The 16,997-nt window shown below is 55.9% G+C and carries 18 protein-coding genes; 13 read left to right on the top strand and 5 right to left on the bottom strand.

Translation table 11 applies throughout. The annotated features are described in order from the left end of the window. Window positions 1–133: 133 nt before the first annotated feature. From NUV55_RS01875 to NUV55_RS01850, 6 genes are all read left to right on the top strand, one after another. Window positions 134–463, top strand: a complete 330-nt coding sequence (locus NUV55_RS01875) for a cupin domain-containing protein (RefSeq protein WP_296669885.1) — start codon at window positions 134–136, stop codon at window positions 461–463. Then, window positions 464–667, top strand: coding sequence for a SlyX family protein (locus tag NUV55_RS01870; protein ID WP_296669884.1), 204 nt, complete (start codon window positions 464–466; stop codon window positions 665–667). Window positions 668–856: 189 nt separating this feature from the next. Further along, window positions 857–2,458, top strand: coding sequence for a DEAD/DEAH box helicase (locus NUV55_RS01865; RefSeq protein ID WP_296669882.1), 1,602 nt, complete (start codon window positions 857–859; stop codon window positions 2,456–2,458). Between the two features lie 43 nt (window positions 2,459–2,501). Next, window positions 2,502–4,145 (top strand): ABC-F family ATPase, encoded by a 1,644-nt coding sequence (locus tag NUV55_RS01860; protein WP_296669880.1) that lies wholly within the window; start codon window positions 2,502–2,504, stop codon window positions 4,143–4,145. Between the two features lie 111 nt (window positions 4,146–4,256). After that, the gene (locus tag NUV55_RS01855; protein WP_296669879.1) at window positions 4,257–5,540 is read left to right on the top strand and encodes an MFS transporter; all 1,284 of its coding nucleotides are present in this window, start codon (window positions 4,257–4,259) and stop codon (window positions 5,538–5,540) included. Window positions 5,541–5,828: 288 nt separating this feature from the next. Next, window positions 5,829–6,221 carry a DoxX family protein gene (locus NUV55_RS01850; protein WP_296669878.1) on the top strand — a complete coding sequence of 131 codons (393 nt, stop codon included), beginning with the start codon at window positions 5,829–5,831 and terminating at the stop codon, window positions 6,219–6,221. A gap of 67 nt (window positions 6,222–6,288) precedes the next feature. Here the strand turns inward: NUV55_RS01850 and NUV55_RS01845 are convergent, their stop codons facing one another. Further along, complete coding sequence (locus NUV55_RS01845; RefSeq protein ID WP_296669875.1) at window positions 6,289–6,633, bottom strand: hypothetical protein; 345 nt, start codon at window positions 6,631–6,633, stop codon at window positions 6,289–6,291. 108 nt (window positions 6,634–6,741) lie between these two features. On the opposite strand from NUV55_RS01845, the gene NUV55_RS01840 reads away from it, so the two are divergent. Together NUV55_RS01840 and NUV55_RS01835 are read left to right on the top strand one after the other, a co-directional pair. Beyond that, window positions 6,742–7,002: a DUF5062 family protein gene (locus NUV55_RS01840; RefSeq protein ID WP_296669873.1), complete on the top strand. Its 261-nt coding sequence runs from the start codon at window positions 6,742–6,744 to the stop codon at window positions 7,000–7,002. 33 nt (window positions 7,003–7,035) lie between these two features. After that, entirely contained in the window at window positions 7,036–8,058 is a 1,023-nt protein-coding gene (locus NUV55_RS01835) for a class I fructose-bisphosphate aldolase (RefSeq protein WP_296669871.1), read from the top strand. Between the two features lie 56 nt (window positions 8,059–8,114). Here the strand turns inward: NUV55_RS01835 and NUV55_RS01830 are convergent, their stop codons facing one another. Beyond that, window positions 8,115–8,345, bottom strand: a complete 231-nt coding sequence (locus tag NUV55_RS01830) for a hypothetical protein (protein ID WP_296669869.1) — start codon at window positions 8,343–8,345, stop codon at window positions 8,115–8,117. 289 nt (window positions 8,346–8,634) lie between these two features. On the opposite strand from NUV55_RS01830, the gene NUV55_RS01825 reads away from it, so the two are divergent. From NUV55_RS01825 to NUV55_RS01805, 5 genes are all read left to right on the top strand, one after another. Then, window positions 8,635–9,015 carry a hypothetical protein gene (locus NUV55_RS01825; protein WP_296669867.1) on the top strand — a complete coding sequence of 127 codons (381 nt, stop codon included), beginning with the start codon at window positions 8,635–8,637 and terminating at the stop codon, window positions 9,013–9,015. A 112-nt stretch (window positions 9,016–9,127) separates the two neighbouring features. Next, window positions 9,128–9,622: a heme-binding protein gene (locus NUV55_RS01820; RefSeq protein WP_296669866.1), complete on the top strand. Its 495-nt coding sequence runs from the start codon at window positions 9,128–9,130 to the stop codon at window positions 9,620–9,622. A 213-nt stretch (window positions 9,623–9,835) separates the two neighbouring features. Next, a complete protein-coding gene (locus tag NUV55_RS01815; RefSeq protein ID WP_296669864.1) occupies window positions 9,836–10,624 on the top strand; it encodes a DUF3014 domain-containing protein in 789 nt (262 codons plus the stop codon). Window positions 10,625–10,771: 147 nt separating this feature from the next. Continuing rightward, complete coding sequence (locus NUV55_RS01810) at window positions 10,772–11,059, top strand: helix-turn-helix domain-containing protein (RefSeq protein WP_296669862.1); 288 nt, start codon at window positions 10,772–10,774, stop codon at window positions 11,057–11,059. Beyond that, complete coding sequence (locus NUV55_RS01805; RefSeq protein WP_296669860.1) at window positions 11,056–12,426, top strand: HipA domain-containing protein; 1,371 nt, start codon at window positions 11,056–11,058, stop codon at window positions 12,424–12,426. The genes NUV55_RS01810 and NUV55_RS01805 overlap by 4 nt, the downstream gene beginning before the upstream one ends. Before the next feature lie 208 nt (window positions 12,427–12,634). Here NUV55_RS01805 and tal read toward each other — a convergent pair whose 3' ends face one another. The 3 genes from tal to NUV55_RS01790 all read right to left on the bottom strand — a co-directional run bounded on the left by tal (window position 12,635) and on the right by NUV55_RS01790 (window position 16,996). Beyond that, complete coding sequence (tal, locus tag NUV55_RS01800) at window positions 12,635–13,768, bottom strand: transaldolase (RefSeq protein WP_296669858.1); 1,134 nt, start codon at window positions 13,766–13,768, stop codon at window positions 12,635–12,637. A 111-nt stretch (window positions 13,769–13,879) separates the two neighbouring features. After that, window positions 13,880–15,847, bottom strand: a complete 1,968-nt coding sequence (gene glgB / locus NUV55_RS01795; RefSeq protein WP_296669856.1) for a 1,4-alpha-glucan branching protein GlgB — start codon at window positions 15,845–15,847, stop codon at window positions 13,880–13,882. 357 nt (window positions 15,848–16,204) lie between these two features. Continuing rightward, a complete protein-coding gene (locus tag NUV55_RS01790; RefSeq protein ID WP_296669853.1) occupies window positions 16,205–16,996 on the bottom strand; it encodes a TatD family hydrolase in 792 nt (263 codons plus the stop codon). Window position 16,997: the final 1 nt, after the last annotated feature.

Genomic DNA, 16,997 nt, shown 5'->3' with positions numbered 1-16,997 from the left:
CCTGATAGATTGCCGGGCGTTCAAGATGCACTACCGGTATCGGGGGACGGTCTGCCACAATTAATTTGATCAAAACCTGAAAACGGGGCAAGCTGTCCCTTGCATACAGGAAAAGGTCTTCTGGAGAAAACTCATGGCACTTCATCATGCAGCATCCGGCGAGATTGTTGATATTCGACCACTTGGCAAGAAATTGAAGGAGGCCATTTCGGTTACTCTCGTGAAAACCCCCCATCTCCAGGTCTTTCGATATATCCTCCTCAAAAGCAACGAATTCGCCGAGCACAAGGTGCACGGCGAGATCACGGTACAGTGTCTCGAAGGCGTAGTTGAATTCACCTCGCAAGGGCGAAAACAAATGCTGCGAGCCGGTGAGTTTGTGTATCTCGCGGGGGGCGATCAGCACGCTCTCAAAGGAATGGAGGACGCTTCCGTGTTGGTGACTATTGTGTCGAATAAGTGAATGAACGAACGACTAACTGAATTGGAAGTGCGTGTCGCGTTTCAGGACAAGACCCTCCAGGACCTGAACGAGGTGGTGACGCGTCAACAGCGGGAGATCGACCGCTTGACGAAAGAGCTGGAGGCAGTGAAATCCCGACTCTCAGGCCTCGCGCCCTCGATGGTCATCCAACAGGAGGATGAAAAACCACCCCCGCACTACTAGTTCATCTCATCAGGATTACCCGTTTCCCCGCGAACCCTGCTACAATACGTCCATCGGCGCACACCGGTCTGCACCGATCCCTTCGTGGTCATCCATCTCGGTTCACCTCGAACATCTCATCTTATATTTAGGTAGCGCCTAGACCGGCCCATTAATTGTGGGTAGGCCCTCCAGGAGCAACCATTCGTTATGTCATTTTCAACTCTCGGCCTGTCGGCCGATTTACTTCGTGCTGTGTCCGAAAAGGGCTATACCCAAGCCACCCCCATTCAGTTGCAGGCCATCCCCGTCATTCTCGAGGGCAAGGATATTCTCGCCGGCGCGCAGACTGGCACTGGCAAGACCGCCGGTTTCACTTTGCCGCTGCTGCAACGCCTCAACTCCCAGCCACCGGGTGCGCATCGCACGATCCGCGCGCTAATTCTGACCCCGACGCGTGAACTCGCCATACAGGTCGAGGAGAGCGTGCGCACCTATGGCAAGCATGTTCCGCTCAAGTCCACCGTGGTCTACGGCGGCGTCGGCATTCACCCTCAGATCGACACGCTGCGCCGTGGCGTGGACATCCTGGTGGCGACACCGGGGCGTTTGCTCGACCACGTCGGCCAAAGGACAGTGAATCTGTCTCAGGTTGAAATTCTGGTGCTGGACGAGGCCGATCGCATGCTCGACATGGGCTTCATACGTGATATCCGCAAGATCCTCGCGCTACTGCCCAAAAAGCGCCAGAACTTGCTGTTCTCCGCCACCTTCTCCGATGAAATCAAGCAGCTCGCTGATGGCCTGTTGAATGCGCCCGTGCTGATCGAAGTGGAGCGCCACAAAATTGCCGCCGAACTCGTGGCGCAGGTCTACCATCCGGTGGATCGCGTACGCAAACGCGAATTGCTGTCACACCTGATCCATTCGCAGGGCTGGAAGCAGGTGCTGGTGTTCACCCGCACCAAGCACGGCGCCAATCGTCTGTCCGATCAGCTGGAAGACGACGGTATCAGTTCCTCTGCCATTCACGGCAACAAGAGCCAGAGCGCACGCACCAAGGCCCTGGCGGATTTCAAAAAAGGCGAAGTGCGGGTGCTGGTAGCAACCGACATCGCCGCACGCGGACTGGACATCGACCAATTGCCGCACGTCGTGAATTACGAACTGCCCAACGTGCCGGAAGATTACGTGCATCGCATCGGCCGCACCGGCCGTGCCGGCAAGGAAGGCCAGGCGGTCTCGCTCGTGTGCGTGGATGAACATGAGTACCTGCGTGACATCCAGCGCCTGCTCCAGCGTGATATTCCGAAGGTAACGATAGAGAGCTTCGAGCCGAATTCGTCGATCAAGGCTGAGCCGATCAGTCATGGACGAGGCCAACGCGGCGGTGGCATACCGCAAGGCCAACGCCAGGGCGGCGAGCATCGCCGTCATCAGCCGTCGTCGCGTACGCATGCCCGCGCCGATGGTCAGCGCCCGCCATCGAATTCGCGTTCACATGGTGGTGGCGGCCCACGTTCGTCAACGCACCAACCGGCACGTTCCGGCGGACCGCGTTCACATTCGCAGCCGCCTGCCCGACCCGCTGCGGCGCATCACGCCAATAGCCACGCCCCGCGCGGAGAGGTGGATGGCAACCGCCGCGCGCCGGAAATCATCGATAACGATCATCGCCGCCATGGTTCACCGCCCCGGACGTATCAACCGGCAACACATTCCCGCCCGCAGGCTTCCAAGAAGCCTGTCGAGCACCGCGCCAAGCGCGAGGTGCCGGCATTGTTCGAAGATGGCAGCAAGCGCGGACGTTAAACAATTTTAATATTGGCTATAACTTTTTCACTGGAATAGTGTCTTGATTACCACCGCCAACATCACCATGCAATTCGGGGCCAAGCCCCTGTTTGAAAACATCTCGTTCAAATTCGGCAACGGCAACCGCTACGGCCTGATCGGCGCTAACGGCAGCGGCAAGTCGACCTTGATAAAGATCCTCGGCGGCGACCTGGAACCAAGCTCGGGCAACGTGTCGGTCGACAACAACGAGCGCCTCGGCAAGCTGCGCCAGGACCAATTTGCCTTTGAGAACTACACGGTGCTCGACACCGTGATCATGGGCCATGCTGAGTTATGGCGTGTAAAACAGGAGCGCGACCGTATTTACAGCCTCGCGGAAATGAGCGAGGAAGACGGCATGAAGGTAGCCGATCTGGAGCACAAGTTTGCTGAACTCGACGGCTATACCGCCGAGGCGCGCGCCGGCGAATTGCTGCTCGGCGTTGGCATCCCGCTGGAGCAGCATACTGGCTCCATGAGCGCGGTGGCGCCGGGCTGGAAGCTGCGCGTGCTACTGGCACAGGCCCTGTTCGCCGATCCGGACATCCTGCTGCTGGACGAGCCCACCAACCATCTCGACATCAACACCATCCGCTGGCTGGAAGACGTGCTCAATGCACGCAACAGCACCATGATCATCATCTCGCACGACCGGCACTTCCTGAACGGCGTGTGCACGCACATGGCTGACCTGGATTTCGGCGAGCTGCGCGTCTATCCCGGCAACTACGACGAATACATGACCGCTGCTACCCTGGTGCGCAATCAGCTGCTGTCCGACAACGCCAAGAAGAAGGCACAGATTGCCGAGCTTCAGACCTTCGTCAGTCGTTTCTCCGCCAACGCCTCCAAGGCCAAGCAGGCCACTTCGCGCGCGCGCCAGATCGAAAAGATCGAACTCGCCGAGGTCAAGCCGTCAAGCCGGCAGAATCCATTCCTGCGTTTTGATCAGGCCAAGCGGCTTTACCGCCTGGCGCTGGAAGTAAAGAAAATGAGTCAGGGCTATGGCACGACGCCGCTGTTTAAAGGACTTAACCTGTCGGTCGAGGTTGGTGAGCGCGTGGCCATCATCGGTCCCAACGGTATTGGCAAGACCACGCTGCTGCGCACCCTGGTCGGTGAACTTGCCCCCGAGAGCGGCACGGTTAAGTGGTCGGAAAATGCCACGCCGGGCTACTACGCGCAGGACCATGCCGCTGGTTTTTCCAGGGAGATGTCTCTGCTCGACTGGATGAACCAATGGAAAAAACCCAGCGACGACGAACAGGCCATCCGCGCCGTCCTTGGGCGGTTGTTGTTTTCCCAGGATGAAATCAAGAAATCGACCAAGGCGCTGTCCGGCGGTGAACAGGGACGCATGCTGTTCGGCAAGCTGATGCTGCAGCAGCCCAATGTGCTGGTCATGGACGAGCCCACCAATCACCTGGACATGGAATCCATCGAGTCGCTTAACAATGCGCTGGAGAAATACCCCGGCACGCTGATTTTCGTCAGTCACGATCGTGAATTCGTTTCATCCCTGGCCACGCGCATCATCGAGATGACCCCGCAGGGCGTGAAGAACTTCGGCGGCAGCTACGAAGATTACTTGCGCAGTCAGGAAGAGCAGGCAAAACAAGAGCAGGCAAAGCAGGCGCCGGGCCGGTTGCAGAAGGCCCGATAATTCCGGTTCCCTTCTTTATCAATTTTTGGTTGCGTGAGCGCAGCGACCGGCCTGAAAAGCCCTGTGCCTGACTTTATGTTAGGATTTCGTCAGTAAAATTCATGCGCCCATGTGAGCACGACTAACGCCGGCGACGGCGACCCCACAGCCGCAAAAACGGCGTTTCCCATTCTGGCCACCATCAGCGTGTGCCATTTGCTGAATGACATGATGCAATCGCTGCTGCCGGCGATATACCCCATGCTGAAGCGTAATTACGGCCTCGACTTTGGCCAGATTGGCGTGCTGACGTTCACGTTTCAATTCACCGCCTCGGTGCTGCAGCCAATGGTCGGCTATTACACCGACCGTAAACCGCTGCCGTACTCGCTGGCAAGCGGTATGGGCTTTACGCTGATGGGGCTGGTGCTGCTGGCCTATGCCCACAATTACACGGCGTTACTGCTGGCAGCGGCGCTGATCGGTATTGGCTCGGCGGTGCTGCACCCCGAATCCTCGCGCGTCGCGCGCATGGCCTCGGGCGGCCGGCACGGGCTGGCACAATCGCTGTTTCAGGTGGGCGGCAATGCCGGCTCCGCCATTGGTCCGCTGCTCGCGGCTTTTATTGTTCTGCGCTATGGGCAGTCCAGCGTCGCCTGGTTTTCGATCGCGGCGTTGCTCGGGATGTTCCTGCTGATACACGTGGGGCGCTGGTACAAGGATCACGGACTGGCGCGAATGAAGCCCCACACTGAAAAGGGCGGGGCACCGGCCGCGCTGCCGCGCGCGAAGGTGAAACTGGCCATTGTCGTGTTGATCGCATTGATCTTCTCGAAATTCTTTTACATGGCCAGCATGACCAGCTATTACACCTTTTATCTGATCGACCGGTTTCAGGTTTCGATACAAAGCGCTCAGATCCATTTGTTCGTGTTTCTCGGCGCCGTCGCCCTTGGCACTATCACGGGAGGTTCACTCGGCGACCGCTTTGGACGCAAGGCAGTGATCTGGGTTTCGATCCTCGGGGTACTGCCGTTCACCTTGCTGCTGCCGTATGCCAATCTGTTCTGGACCGGTGTACTCAGCGTCCCCATCGGTTTCATTCTCGCGTCTGCGTTTCCGGCCATCGTGGTTTACGCACAGGAGCTGATGCCTTCCCGGATCGGCACCGTCGCCGGTTTGTTCTTCGGCCTTGCCTTTGGCCTGGGGGGCATCGGCGCGGCGGTGCTGGGAGAATTTGCCGATGCCACCAGCATCCAGCTCATGTTTCACGTGTGTGCGTTTCTGCCCATTATCGGCTTGCTCGCCAGTTTCCTGCCGCCTCTGGAGACGGAAAGCCGACGCCAGCGCCTGACAACGGCGGCGGTAGACATGACAGGAAATGTCGATGCCAGTCCGGAGCAGGCTCAGAAATAAGAAGACGATTGTGTGCGGCGAGAGTAAGGCGGGGCGATGGCAAGCTACGCGGCCAAAATAATATAAATTCCTCACCTTCACGATGGCCGGTCGTGACAGGGATCCCCTGTTTGTTCCCTTTTAATGATTACCTATTAGTATAGTTCGCTGGACAGTGGCACCTAACTGGCTGAATGCCTGTTACATTCGCCGCTCATATCGGCAGAAAAAGCCCATAAAATAATTTTCTGGCGCCGCGCCAAAGCGTGGCTATTGTTAGCAGCATCAAGTACTCCTAAGGAGATCCTCATGTTTAGTTTTCTCGATGACTTCAAACCCTATGGGCATTGGCTGCTGCGCATCGCATTGGGCAGCGTGTTTGTGATTCATGGTATCGGCAATTTCATGAATCTCACCGGCTTCGCGACGGCGATAAATGTGCCGCACATGGTGGGTTTGATTCTCGTAATCGCGGAAATTGTCGGCGGTGTCCTGGTGCTGTCAGGTAGTTTTATGGATGACAAGCTGACGCGCGTGGGCGCAATGCTGCTGATACCCGTAATGCTCGTCGTTATGTACACGATGTATTGGGGTGATATCAGCTTCACGCTCTCCAAGGTCCACGTTATGTCGGGATTGGAATCCCTGCTCGTGATGTTCCTGGTATCGCTATATGTCCTGTTGAAGGGAAATAAGACATAACGGCTGCGCATTCGCAGGCTGTTATTTTTTCAGCTCCCACCCGTGAGGGTGGGAGTTTTTTTTCGCCTCAATGACAGGAATAAGCATGCTTGTAGCCACGTTCCTTGCGTGGCTGCAGGCAGCGGAGGGAGTAGGAGGTAGCCACGTCGCGCCGACGGGTGGCATAGTTGCACAGCACGGAATCGCCACGATAGGCCATTGAATCGATCAGATTGAACTGCACGCGTTTTTTCTTTTCGGTATTGGCAGGTTCGCGTGAGCGGATACTCTCCGCGTCTATCTCGACCCAGGCGTGGATCGTGGGCGCACATTTCACCGTGAGGGGGCGAGTATGCAGCGGTGCTGTCAGATCCGCTGCAAAGGTGTTTGTGGCGGAGACAGCGGCAGTGAAGGCGAGTACTATCAGGCGCATGGGACTTCCTTGTGTTTGCCTATTGAGCCTAGCCGATTGTTCTTCCCCGGCAAGGACCGCCGGTCAGGGTATTGTGCGCAAACAGGCAACTGAATTACCGGGATGGCCATGAAGAAACTGAAACATGAGGCGGAGTTGGTCAAAGGCGCAATTCCCGCCGGTATGAAATATGGTGAGGAGCGGGGCGCCGTTGTGTTTGAGCCAACGGATTCGGCCAGTGAGAAAATCCTGTTTATCTACCGGTTGCTGGTTCACGATAAGCTTATCCAGGCGTTACCGGAAGATCAGGTCTCGCAACAATCCATGCGGCACAAACTTGCCATCTGGTACTCCCATCAATTGCCGAAGGATCATCCGCTTTTGAAATAACCCGGAAGATCATTTTGTTGGAGGGTTAAGCCAATGAACATCGACCTACTCAAGTCAGCGGCAAACACCATCGTGGCGAAGCAAAAAGGCGTATTGGCAGCGGATGAAAGCAGCCCCACGATCAAGAAACGCTTCGATTCGATCAAGGTCGAGTCCACCGAGGAAAATCGGCGGCGTTACCGCGAAATCCTGTTTACCGCTGAGGGAATTGAGCGCTATATCGGCGGCGTCATTCTCTTTGACGAAACCTTGCGCCAAAGCACCCGTGACGGCACACCCTTTGCCAAGCTGCTGTCGAACCGCGGCATCGTTCCCGGAATCAAGGTGGACAAGGGAGCCAAGGCGCTGGCGCTGTACCCGGGCAACAGGGTCACCGAAGGTCTGGACGGGATGCGTGAACGACTCGCCGAGTACAAGCAACTGGGCGCGAGGTTCGCCAAGTGGCGCGCCGTAATCGATATCGATGAACGCGACATCCCGTCGGCGTTCGCCATCCGCGCCAATGCCCATGGCCTCGCGCGCTATGCCGCCCTGTGCCAGGAGATCGATCTTGTGCCAATCGTGGAACCGGAAGTGCTCATGGACGGCGCGCACGACATCGAGCGCTGCGAAGCCGTGACTGCGCAGGTGTTGGAAGCCGTGTTTACCGAACTGGACGCCCACCGCGTGGTATTTGACGGCATGCTGCTCAAACCGAACATGGTGATCCCCGGCAAGAAGTGTCCGAAACAGGTCAGCGTGCAACAGGTGGCCGAGGCCACACTCCGCTGCCTCAGACGCTACGTGCCGGCGTCAGTGCCGGGCATCGTGTTTCTGTCCGGCGGACAGAGCGCCGAGGATGCCACCGACCACCTAAATGCCATGAACGCCATGGGTTCGCAGCCGTGGCAGGTCAGTTTCTCTTACGGACGAGCGCTGCAAGCGCCGGTACTGGCGGCTTGGAAAGGACAGGAAGGCAATGTGACCACTGCGCAGAAGATGCTCCTGAAGCGTTGTCAGTTAAACGGCCTGGCGCGTGATGGAAAATATTCCCGGGCCATGGAACAGGCCGCATAAGCCTCCGGCTATATCTTGCAGACGAATTGGGTAGTATTACCACGCGCGTCATGGGATTATGAATTCGACATTGATATTTTCCAACCTGCCAACGCACAGGCCAAAGCTGCATTGGCCTGGCACGGTGTGACGCCGTACATGGCATTAAGCTCGTCGGCTGATTTGACAGAGTCAACCCGGTAATAGATGCGCTCACCGTAGCGAATCGCAACGGTCTCGCCGGTATTTGGCAAGATGGCAAATGCAATCCCGGGAAACCCGGTATCGGCGGCCTGTCCTTTATGCATGTCGTTCTCCTGTCACGAATGGCATGAACTCGTCATGAGATCATGGGTCTCTTCCCTGGTGCCGCGACGTATTCACAATCAGCGTAGGTTGCGTCTGTTATAGTGACATGACAAAGTAATATGAGCTTAAAGACATCCGACCATGTGTCGAAAACCATGGATAAACGGATGGAAATCATCCCAGGCAACGTGGGAAAGCCTGCTTTCACGCAGAACCAACAAGGAAGAAACAATGTCATCGGCGCAAGAGCGGGCCAAAGAATTAGCCCGCGAAATGAAAAGGGCTGTCATGGAAGCAAAAACTGCCGAGGCACGTGCCAAGCGGCTGGGTGAAGAGGTGTTGATGGCGCTGGCCGAGGCCAGGAAGGAGATTCAAGCAACCAGCGAAATTGTTGAATATCCCATCGGCCGTTATGAATGCAAGCGCTGCGGGCAGGGTTCAATCTTTTCACAAACCTATCGGGAACTGCCTCCCTGCGATAACTGCGGCAGCCTGGAGTATGTTGGCGCCGGACCCACCATCACGAAAATCACGCCTCCGCCGCCAAAAGTACACGCGGCCGGAATGTATGAGTGCAAAGGTTGCCGCACGCGTATTGTCCTGGCGGAGGATTTAGACGAACTCCCACCATGCGACATCTGTGGTGCACACAAACTGAAAGCGGTGTGATACATCGCTGGACTGACGAGGAATAATTCTATTATCTGTGCGTCTCTTTGCAGGAGCGAGACACACGTCGCGACGCCTTTTCTGACCGATTAGACCATCTGGAGAAATCATCATGAAAATAAAATTATTCGTGCCTGTGCTGCTGGGAGCAATGCTGTCTTTACCGGTCCAGGCAGCGGATGTGCTGAATACTAAACTGATGACGCTCGACCTCGCGCGCGATATCGCCAATCAAACATTGAATGACTGTCGCAAAAAGGGATATAACACGGCCGTTGTGGTAGTGGATCGAGCAGGTGATCCGCAGGTTGTATTGCGCGATGTATACGTATCCCGCCATGCCATCGAAATCGCCCAACGCAAAGCAAGTGCTGTTGTGATGTCGGGCATCAGCACGCTGGACTTTATCAAGAACCGTGGCGAGATTCGGGCCGAGCTGAACGAAATATCGGGCATCCTGTTACTGCAAGGCGGCTTGCCGATTCGCGCAGGTGGTTCACTGATCGGGGCAGTAGGTGTCAGCGGCGCCCCCGGCGGCGAGAAGGACGAGGCCTGCGCCGCGACCGGCATCAAAATGGTACAGGAGCGGTTGGACTTCGCCGAATAATCTGTTGCACTGGCAGTCACGGGGCCGGAGCGATTGCAGGAGCGCTCCGGCCGCGTGCTTTTTGTGGTCATGAGAAGGGCCCCGAGCTTTGAGCCAGGATTGCGGACTCGCGAAACAGGTTACATATAGCTCTTGGGTTCTTATTCAGCACATCGTAAGATATGTTTTCTTGCCGATGAAAAAAACCTTTAGCGCACAGCATTTATTTCGCCTATGAAAAAAACAATGTGGCTGGTGGTATTGCTGGTTTTGGGTGGATTTGCCGCGGGTTTTTATTACTGGCAAATGGGGCAGAAGGAACTGCCACTCCCACCAACGACTATCGCGCCGGCTGAGCCAATGCCTGAACCCGAGCCGCAGATACGCCATCCGATTAAAGAAGCGCCGGCGCCGGAAAAGCCGCTGCCGACAACCCTGGAGAGCAGTGATGATGCCTTGCTTGATGCGCTCACAGGCTTTTTCGGCCAAAAAGCGGTTCAGGAATTTTTCGATGTGAAGGAAGCCGTACGGCGCTTCGTGGTAACGGTAGATAACCTGCCGCGCAAGCAAGCACCCCTGCGTTATCGGCTGTTAAAGCCGGTGGCGGGGCAGTTCCTCGCGACCGGGGAGGGTGAAGACTATCTTACCAGTCCCGATAATTACCGGCGCTACAAGTCTTATGTATTGTTGGCCGATGCTGTGGACGCCAAAAAGCTGGTGGCGGTATACACGCGTTTCTACCCGCTGTTTCAACAGGAATACATAAACCTCGGATACCCCAAGGGTTACTTCAACGATCGGCTGGTGGATACGATTGACGATCTGCTCGCCGCGCCGGAGATTCCTGGGCGGATCAAACTGGTTCGACCCAAAGTCATGCACCTGTTCGCCGATCCCGCGCTTGAAGAGCTGTCAGGGGGGCAGAAAATCATGATTCGCATGGGGGTCGAGAATTCCACACGGATCAAAGCCCGGCTGCGAGAGATTCGACAGGAACTGACGGGGCAGGCATTAAAGCCTTGAATAAAACCTAAAGAATTTATTAATGTTCATAATTAGTTAATTTATATAACTAATTGAAATTATACATAAAAGTTTCTGCTTCTTAAGTTTCATTAATTATTGACTATATAATCATATTTGCATAAATATTGACATATAAATCAATTTATGATTTATATTGATTATATGATCAATATTAAATCTCAAGACAATTCTGATCCGGTACGGTCAACCCTCAACGCCATTCTTCTCGCCGCTGAGGCCAGGAAGCTCAAGGAGAAGGAGCTGGCAAGACTCGCCGGGCTGCGCCCTGAAACCCTAAGCCGCATGAAGAGCCGCGGTACCGCCGACTTCACACTCATCGACCGCCTGGCACGCGTTGTGGGCTTGAAACTGGCCGTGGTGCCGGACGATGACCAGCTCGCACGCATCCAGCAGGGCCGTTTCTTCACATGACCGACCGCTACGCGGCGGTGTGGGCCCGCACCGCCGCTGAGCCCCGCAAGGTGGGCAATCTCGTGGCGACCGATCGCGAGATGCGCTTTTCCTACGCACCGGAATTCCTTGAACAGAGCGGTGACATCGCCGGCCTTTCGCTGTTACTGCCGCCGCTGCTGTGGCGCGATCGGCCCTTTGTGCACCAGTCCACCGAGATCCTCCCGTTGTTGCCGCGGCTGATGGCCCTGATCCCGGGTCGCAACACTAATAACATCCAGCGACGGCTGTATACCAGTCTGCTCGCAAAACGCTTGAATTCTCCCGCTCAAGGATTTGAAACAGAATGGGAATTATTGATGCTCACAGGGCATAACGGCATCGGTCATATCGACGTATTTCCGAACGATCGCGTGGCATTGGAAACCTATGCCGACAAGGACGCGCCCAAAAAACGGGTCGGTTCACGCTCGGAATTCTGGAAATTCCTGAAGGAGGGCGCGAGCCAGGAATTCAGTGATGAAACGATTGATATCATGCGGCTGATCGGCCCCACACCCTCGGTGGGAGGCCAAATCCCCAAGCTCTTGGTGGCCATCCCGGATAAGAACTCCTGGGACGGCAGCCTGGCCGAGCCCGGGACCCGTGCTATCGACGGTAATCCGTACGTGGACGTGGTTATGAAGGTTGAGGACCCGCAGTATCGTGGCCTGATGGCACTGGAGGCCCTGTGCCTGGATCTGCACCGTGAACTGGGTTTTGAAGTCCCGCGCCACTGGCGCGCTACGATCGATGGCCTGTCTGTACTGGCCGTAGAACGCTTCGACCGCGCTCCAACCGGCAATCCGATCGCCATGGAAAGCTTTTTCTCGGTATACGCCACCGGTCAACAACAGGTGCGCACCATGACGGATGCCGAGATCGAAGGCGTGGGAGTGATGCTGCTGAAACTGGCTGAAATCACCAATATCGATCCTGCGGCGGCGCGACTCGAGGTTTACCGGCGCTTTCTGATGGCGTTGCTTACCGGCAACGGCGACCTGCATCTGGAAAACCTGGCCTTCCTGGGCGGGCCGGAAAAGCTTCGCGTATCGCCGGTATTCGATCCCACCCCCATGCGCGCCTGGGACCGGCATGACCTGATCTCGGCGCTGCCGTTTTACATCGACGCGGATCACGGACTCGGCTACAGCGTCGCCCGTGTCGGTGAGTCCTTCGGTCTGACCCGCAGCAGCGCCGCGGATATCCTGCATGAGCTGATAACAGCGACCAAGGATTACCCCGAGCGGGTACAGGCGCTCAAAGATGTGCCTGACGTGAACAAGAAAAATCTGGCGACGCGGGTTAAATCACTACGTGGCAAGCTGGTTGGAGCAGGGGGCAAATAATCCGTGAGGTGCTTTAAGCCTGTATGCGGTTATTTTTAGTATTTTACATAATATACATTATACGAATGTAAAGAGTGTCAGTGGTGTGATGCCTGAACACTGAATCACCCAGCTCCACTTACACGCTGCGCGGCCGGCGCCCACAAGCGGAGGCGAAACTCGCCGTCCTGTTGTCGCTCTACACCAAATGGCATGGTGTGATGACATTTCAAACAGGCTGCCTGGCGGCAATTTTCTGGCGTCGTTGTTCGAGTGAAGCAAGCAGTTTGTCGAACGGCTCGATAAATTTTTTCACGCCCTCCTCCTCCAACTTTTGTGCCACAGCCTCCAATTCAATCCCCAGTTTGGTCAGCCTGGCAGGCACCTCGGCAGCCTGCGTCAGATCCTGTTCCAGCCGCAGGGCAGGGTCACCATGCTTGCGATAGGCGTTTAACGTCTCCGGTGGCAGGGTATTGACCGTTTCCGGTCCGATCAGCGCCTCGACATATTTAACGTCGCTGTAGGCCGAATCCTTGGTAGCGGTACTCGCCCATAACAGGCGCTGGGACTGCGCGCCACGGCCTGCCAGCCGGAGCCAACGATCAGACTTTAGTGTTTCTTTGTAAATCTGATAAGCGAGACGCGCGTAGGCGGTGGCGGCGGCGCCACGCAAACGAGAAGCGGTTTCTTTCTCAGCGGAGCCGGCGAGTGAATCAAGCTGTTTATCCACCAGCACATCAATGCGGCTGAGAAAAAAACTGGCGACCGAAGCCACGGATGCCAGAGGCAAACCAGCCCTGTCACGCTCTTCCAGGCCGTTCATCCACGCATCCAGCACTTCACGATAACGGCCAAGACCGAATAGCAGCGTCACGTTGACGTTAATGCCTTTCGCGATGAGCTGTTGGACGGCAGGCAGTCCCTGCCGAGTTCCCGGCACCTTGATCATGATATTGGGACGGTGCAGTTTCTCCCACAGACGGACGGCTTCCTTCGCCGTCTTGTCCGTCTCATAGGCCAGATGCGGTGATACCTCGATGCTGACATACCCATCACGACCTTTAGTTCGCTCGTGTACCGGCAGGAACAGGTCGGCCGCGTGACCGATATCGTCGATCACTATGGTTTCATATATTTCCGTAACATTGCCGACGCAACGCGCAAGCCGGGCGATATCCGCGTCATAATCTTCATGACCGGTAATAGCCTTCTCGAAAATGCTCGGGTTAGACGTGACCCCGGCTAAACCATCATTTTTAATCTGGTGTGCCAGTTCGCCGCTGACGAGCATTCCACGTTCAATGTAATCGAGCCAGATGCTCTGACCCAGCGACCTCAATAAAAGCAAGGGATTGTGCGACATAAGAATCTCCTTAGCGATTTTCCATCCCGGCGGCGGGATCCACCTCGCACATCAACACGTCGGTGGAGATCGGCGTCTGGGGTGCCCGGGTCTTGGCCATGATCGTCCCGCTCAGCGATCAGGCGCAGCCGGCGCCTTCAGGTAAACAACACTCAGGGGTGGCAGAGTCAGTGAGACGGAGTGATAGTGGCCATGGCACGGGAGCGTTGCTGATTCCACTCCACCTACATTGCCTTGCCCGCTACCACCATAAAGGGTGGCATCGCTGTTCAGCAGCTCGCGCCAATACCCACCTCGCGGAACCCCGATACGATAGTTGGCGCGCGGAACCGGCGTAAAATTGCACACCACCAGTATCACATCGTCCGGGTTTTCGCCCTTGCGGAAGAAGCTGATGGTACTGTTTTCCCAGTCGTGCAAATCCGCCCACTCGAAACCGCTTGAATCAAAGTCACGCGAATACAGCGCCGGCTCACGCCGGTACAAATAATTAAGATCCTTGACCCAGTGCTGGACACCCTGATGCGGAGTCTGCTCAAGCAGATGCCAGTCCAGGCTTTGATCATGGTTCCATTCATTCCATTGGCCAAACTCACTGCCCATGAACATAAGTTTCTTCCCGGGATGCCCGTACATGTAACCGAACAATAACCGCAAATTGGCAAATTTCTGCCAATCGTCCCCTGGCATTTTGCCCAGAAGCGAGCCTTTGCCGTACACCACTTCGTCGTGCGAGATCGGCAGCACGAAGTTCTCGTGAAACGCATACATGATGCTGAACGTAAGCTGGTCGTGGTGATACTTCCGGTGGATCGGGTCGCGTGAAAAATAATCAAGCGTATCGTGCATCCAGCCCATGTTCCATTTCATGCCGAATCCGAGTCCACCCAGGTAGATTGGCCGTGACACCATCGGCCAGGAAGTGGATTCCTCAGCGATAGTTTGCGTGTCAGGGTGATCCCGATAAATGGCCTCGTTAAGATCACGCAGAAACTGGATGGCGTGAATGTTCTCCTTGCCACCGTATTCATTTGGTATCCATTCTCCATCCTTGCGCGCGTAATCGAGATAGAGCATCGAGGCGACGGCATCAACACGCAAACCGTCAATATGATACTTCTCGATCCAGAACAACGCGCTCGATATCAGAATCGAGCGTACTTCATGACGGCCGTAATTGAATATGCTTGATTTCCATTCCGGGTGGAAGCCGCGCTGGGGATCGGCATGCTCGAAGAGGTATGTGCCGTCGAAGTAAACGAGCCCGTGCTCATCCGTGGGAAAATGAGACGGCACCCAGTCGAGGATGACGCTGACACCGTCCTGGTGCAGGCGGTCGACGAGCTGCATGAATTCCTGCGGCGCACCGTAACGCGCCGTCGGTGCGAAATAGCCCGTGGTTTGATAGCCCCAGGAACCGTAAAACGGATGTTCCGTGACCGGAAGAAATTCGACGTGGGTAAAGCCCATGTCACGGACATAGTCAGTTAGTTGCGAGGCATGTTCGCTATAACGCAATGGACGATTGTCCTCGTCCGGGACACGCTTCCATGACCCAAGATGGGTTTCGTAGATGGACATGGGGGCGCTCAAGGCGTTGGCTTTGCCCCGTTCCTGCATCCACGTTTTATCACCCCACTGGTAATCCAAGTCCCACACGACGGAAGCCGTGCGAGGTGGCGTTTCTGTATGGATGGCAAAGGGATCGGTCTTTTCGACCTGGTAATTATTTTGGTGTGAGGTCAGATGGTATTTGTATTGGGCGCCACGTGTTACGCCGGGGATGAAACCTTCCCAAATCCCCGAATCGTCTGCGCGCGCCATCAAGGGATGCGCATTGGACCGCCAACCATTGAAATCGCCGACAACAGCTACCAGGCGCGCATTGGGGGCCCATACGGCAAAATAGACGCCAGTGGCACCATTAGCGGTGTGCAGGTGCGCACCGAGTTTGTCGTACAGACGAACGTGCCTGCCTTCCTTGAACAGATATATATCATGCTCCGTGAGCAGGCTGATACCCTGCTGCACCGGCTGAATACTTTTTGTTTTTTTATCTTTTGTGCGCGTTGTCGCCATATCAAGCCTCCTGGCTGCCGCCGCACGGACCGAATTTATAGCCTAATGTACAGTGGCCCGCCGGGTGTCATGCGCTAGATTCACGCGTATAACAGCCGTCGATTCAGATACTGCTAATGCCAGATGCGCGGTTGTTGCGATGAGTCGGATTATTGTCGCCGCCCCTCCGCGAAGAGTGCGGTAGTAACCGCTTTACGCAGACAGGCATTATTATGGACGACGGCTTGTAAATAACTTCTGTACTGTACCTTATTTAACGATTCTGATCAAAGCGCGATTCATTCACAAATTACTCATATGCATGTCTCTCATTATTGATTCACGCGTCTGAATCTGTCGCGACAGAGATATGTTGCATCAGACGTGCACAGCCTGGGTTGTCGCGCCTTTAAAAAGTGAAAAGAAATTGCGCGTAGTGTCTTCCGCCACGCTCTCAATTGTCGTGCCGCGCAGATCCGCCAGACACTCGGCTACATGGCGCACAAAGGCCGGTTCGTTGGTCTTACCCCGGTGCGGCATTGGCGCCAGGTAAGGCGCATCGGTCTCTACCAGCAAACGTCCTTGCGGCACCTGTTTTGCGACCTCGCGCAGGGCATCGGCGTTACGGAAGGTCACGATACCGGAAAAAGAAATGTGGAAATTGAGATCAAGCGCCGCGCGGGCGGTCTCCCAGCTCTCCGTGAAGCAGTGCATGACGCCGCCGATATCGCCCGCCGCTTCCTCACGCATGATACGCAACGTGTCGGCGGCGGCATCGCGGGTGTGGATGATCAAGGGCTTGCCGGATTCTTTTGCTGCGCGGATGTGGCAACGAAAGCGTTCCTGCTGCCAGGCCATGTCGCCCTGCCTGCGATAATAATCCAAACCTGTTTCACCAATGGCTACTACACGCGCATCGTTAGCGAGTGTGGTCAGGTCTTCCACGGACGGTTCGCGCCCTTCTCTTTCATTGGGATGCACACCCACCGAGGCGAACACGTTCGCGTGGTCATGCGCAAGTGTGCGTATCTCAGGAAAGGTTTCCAGCGTGACCGACACGCACAACATGTGTCCTACCCCGTTATCGCGGGCACGCTGAAGAACGTCTGTCAGACCGACATTTAGGGGTTCGAAATTGAGATGACAGTGGGAGTCAACGAGCGGCGTCACG

Origin of the sequence: Sulfuricaulis sp. (assembly GCF_024653915.1) — a bacterium.
In the GTDB taxonomy this organism is placed as follows: Bacteria; Pseudomonadota; Gammaproteobacteria; order Acidiferrobacterales; family Sulfurifustaceae; genus Sulfuricaulis.
This window is presented reverse-complemented; position numbering and strand designations above follow the sequence as displayed.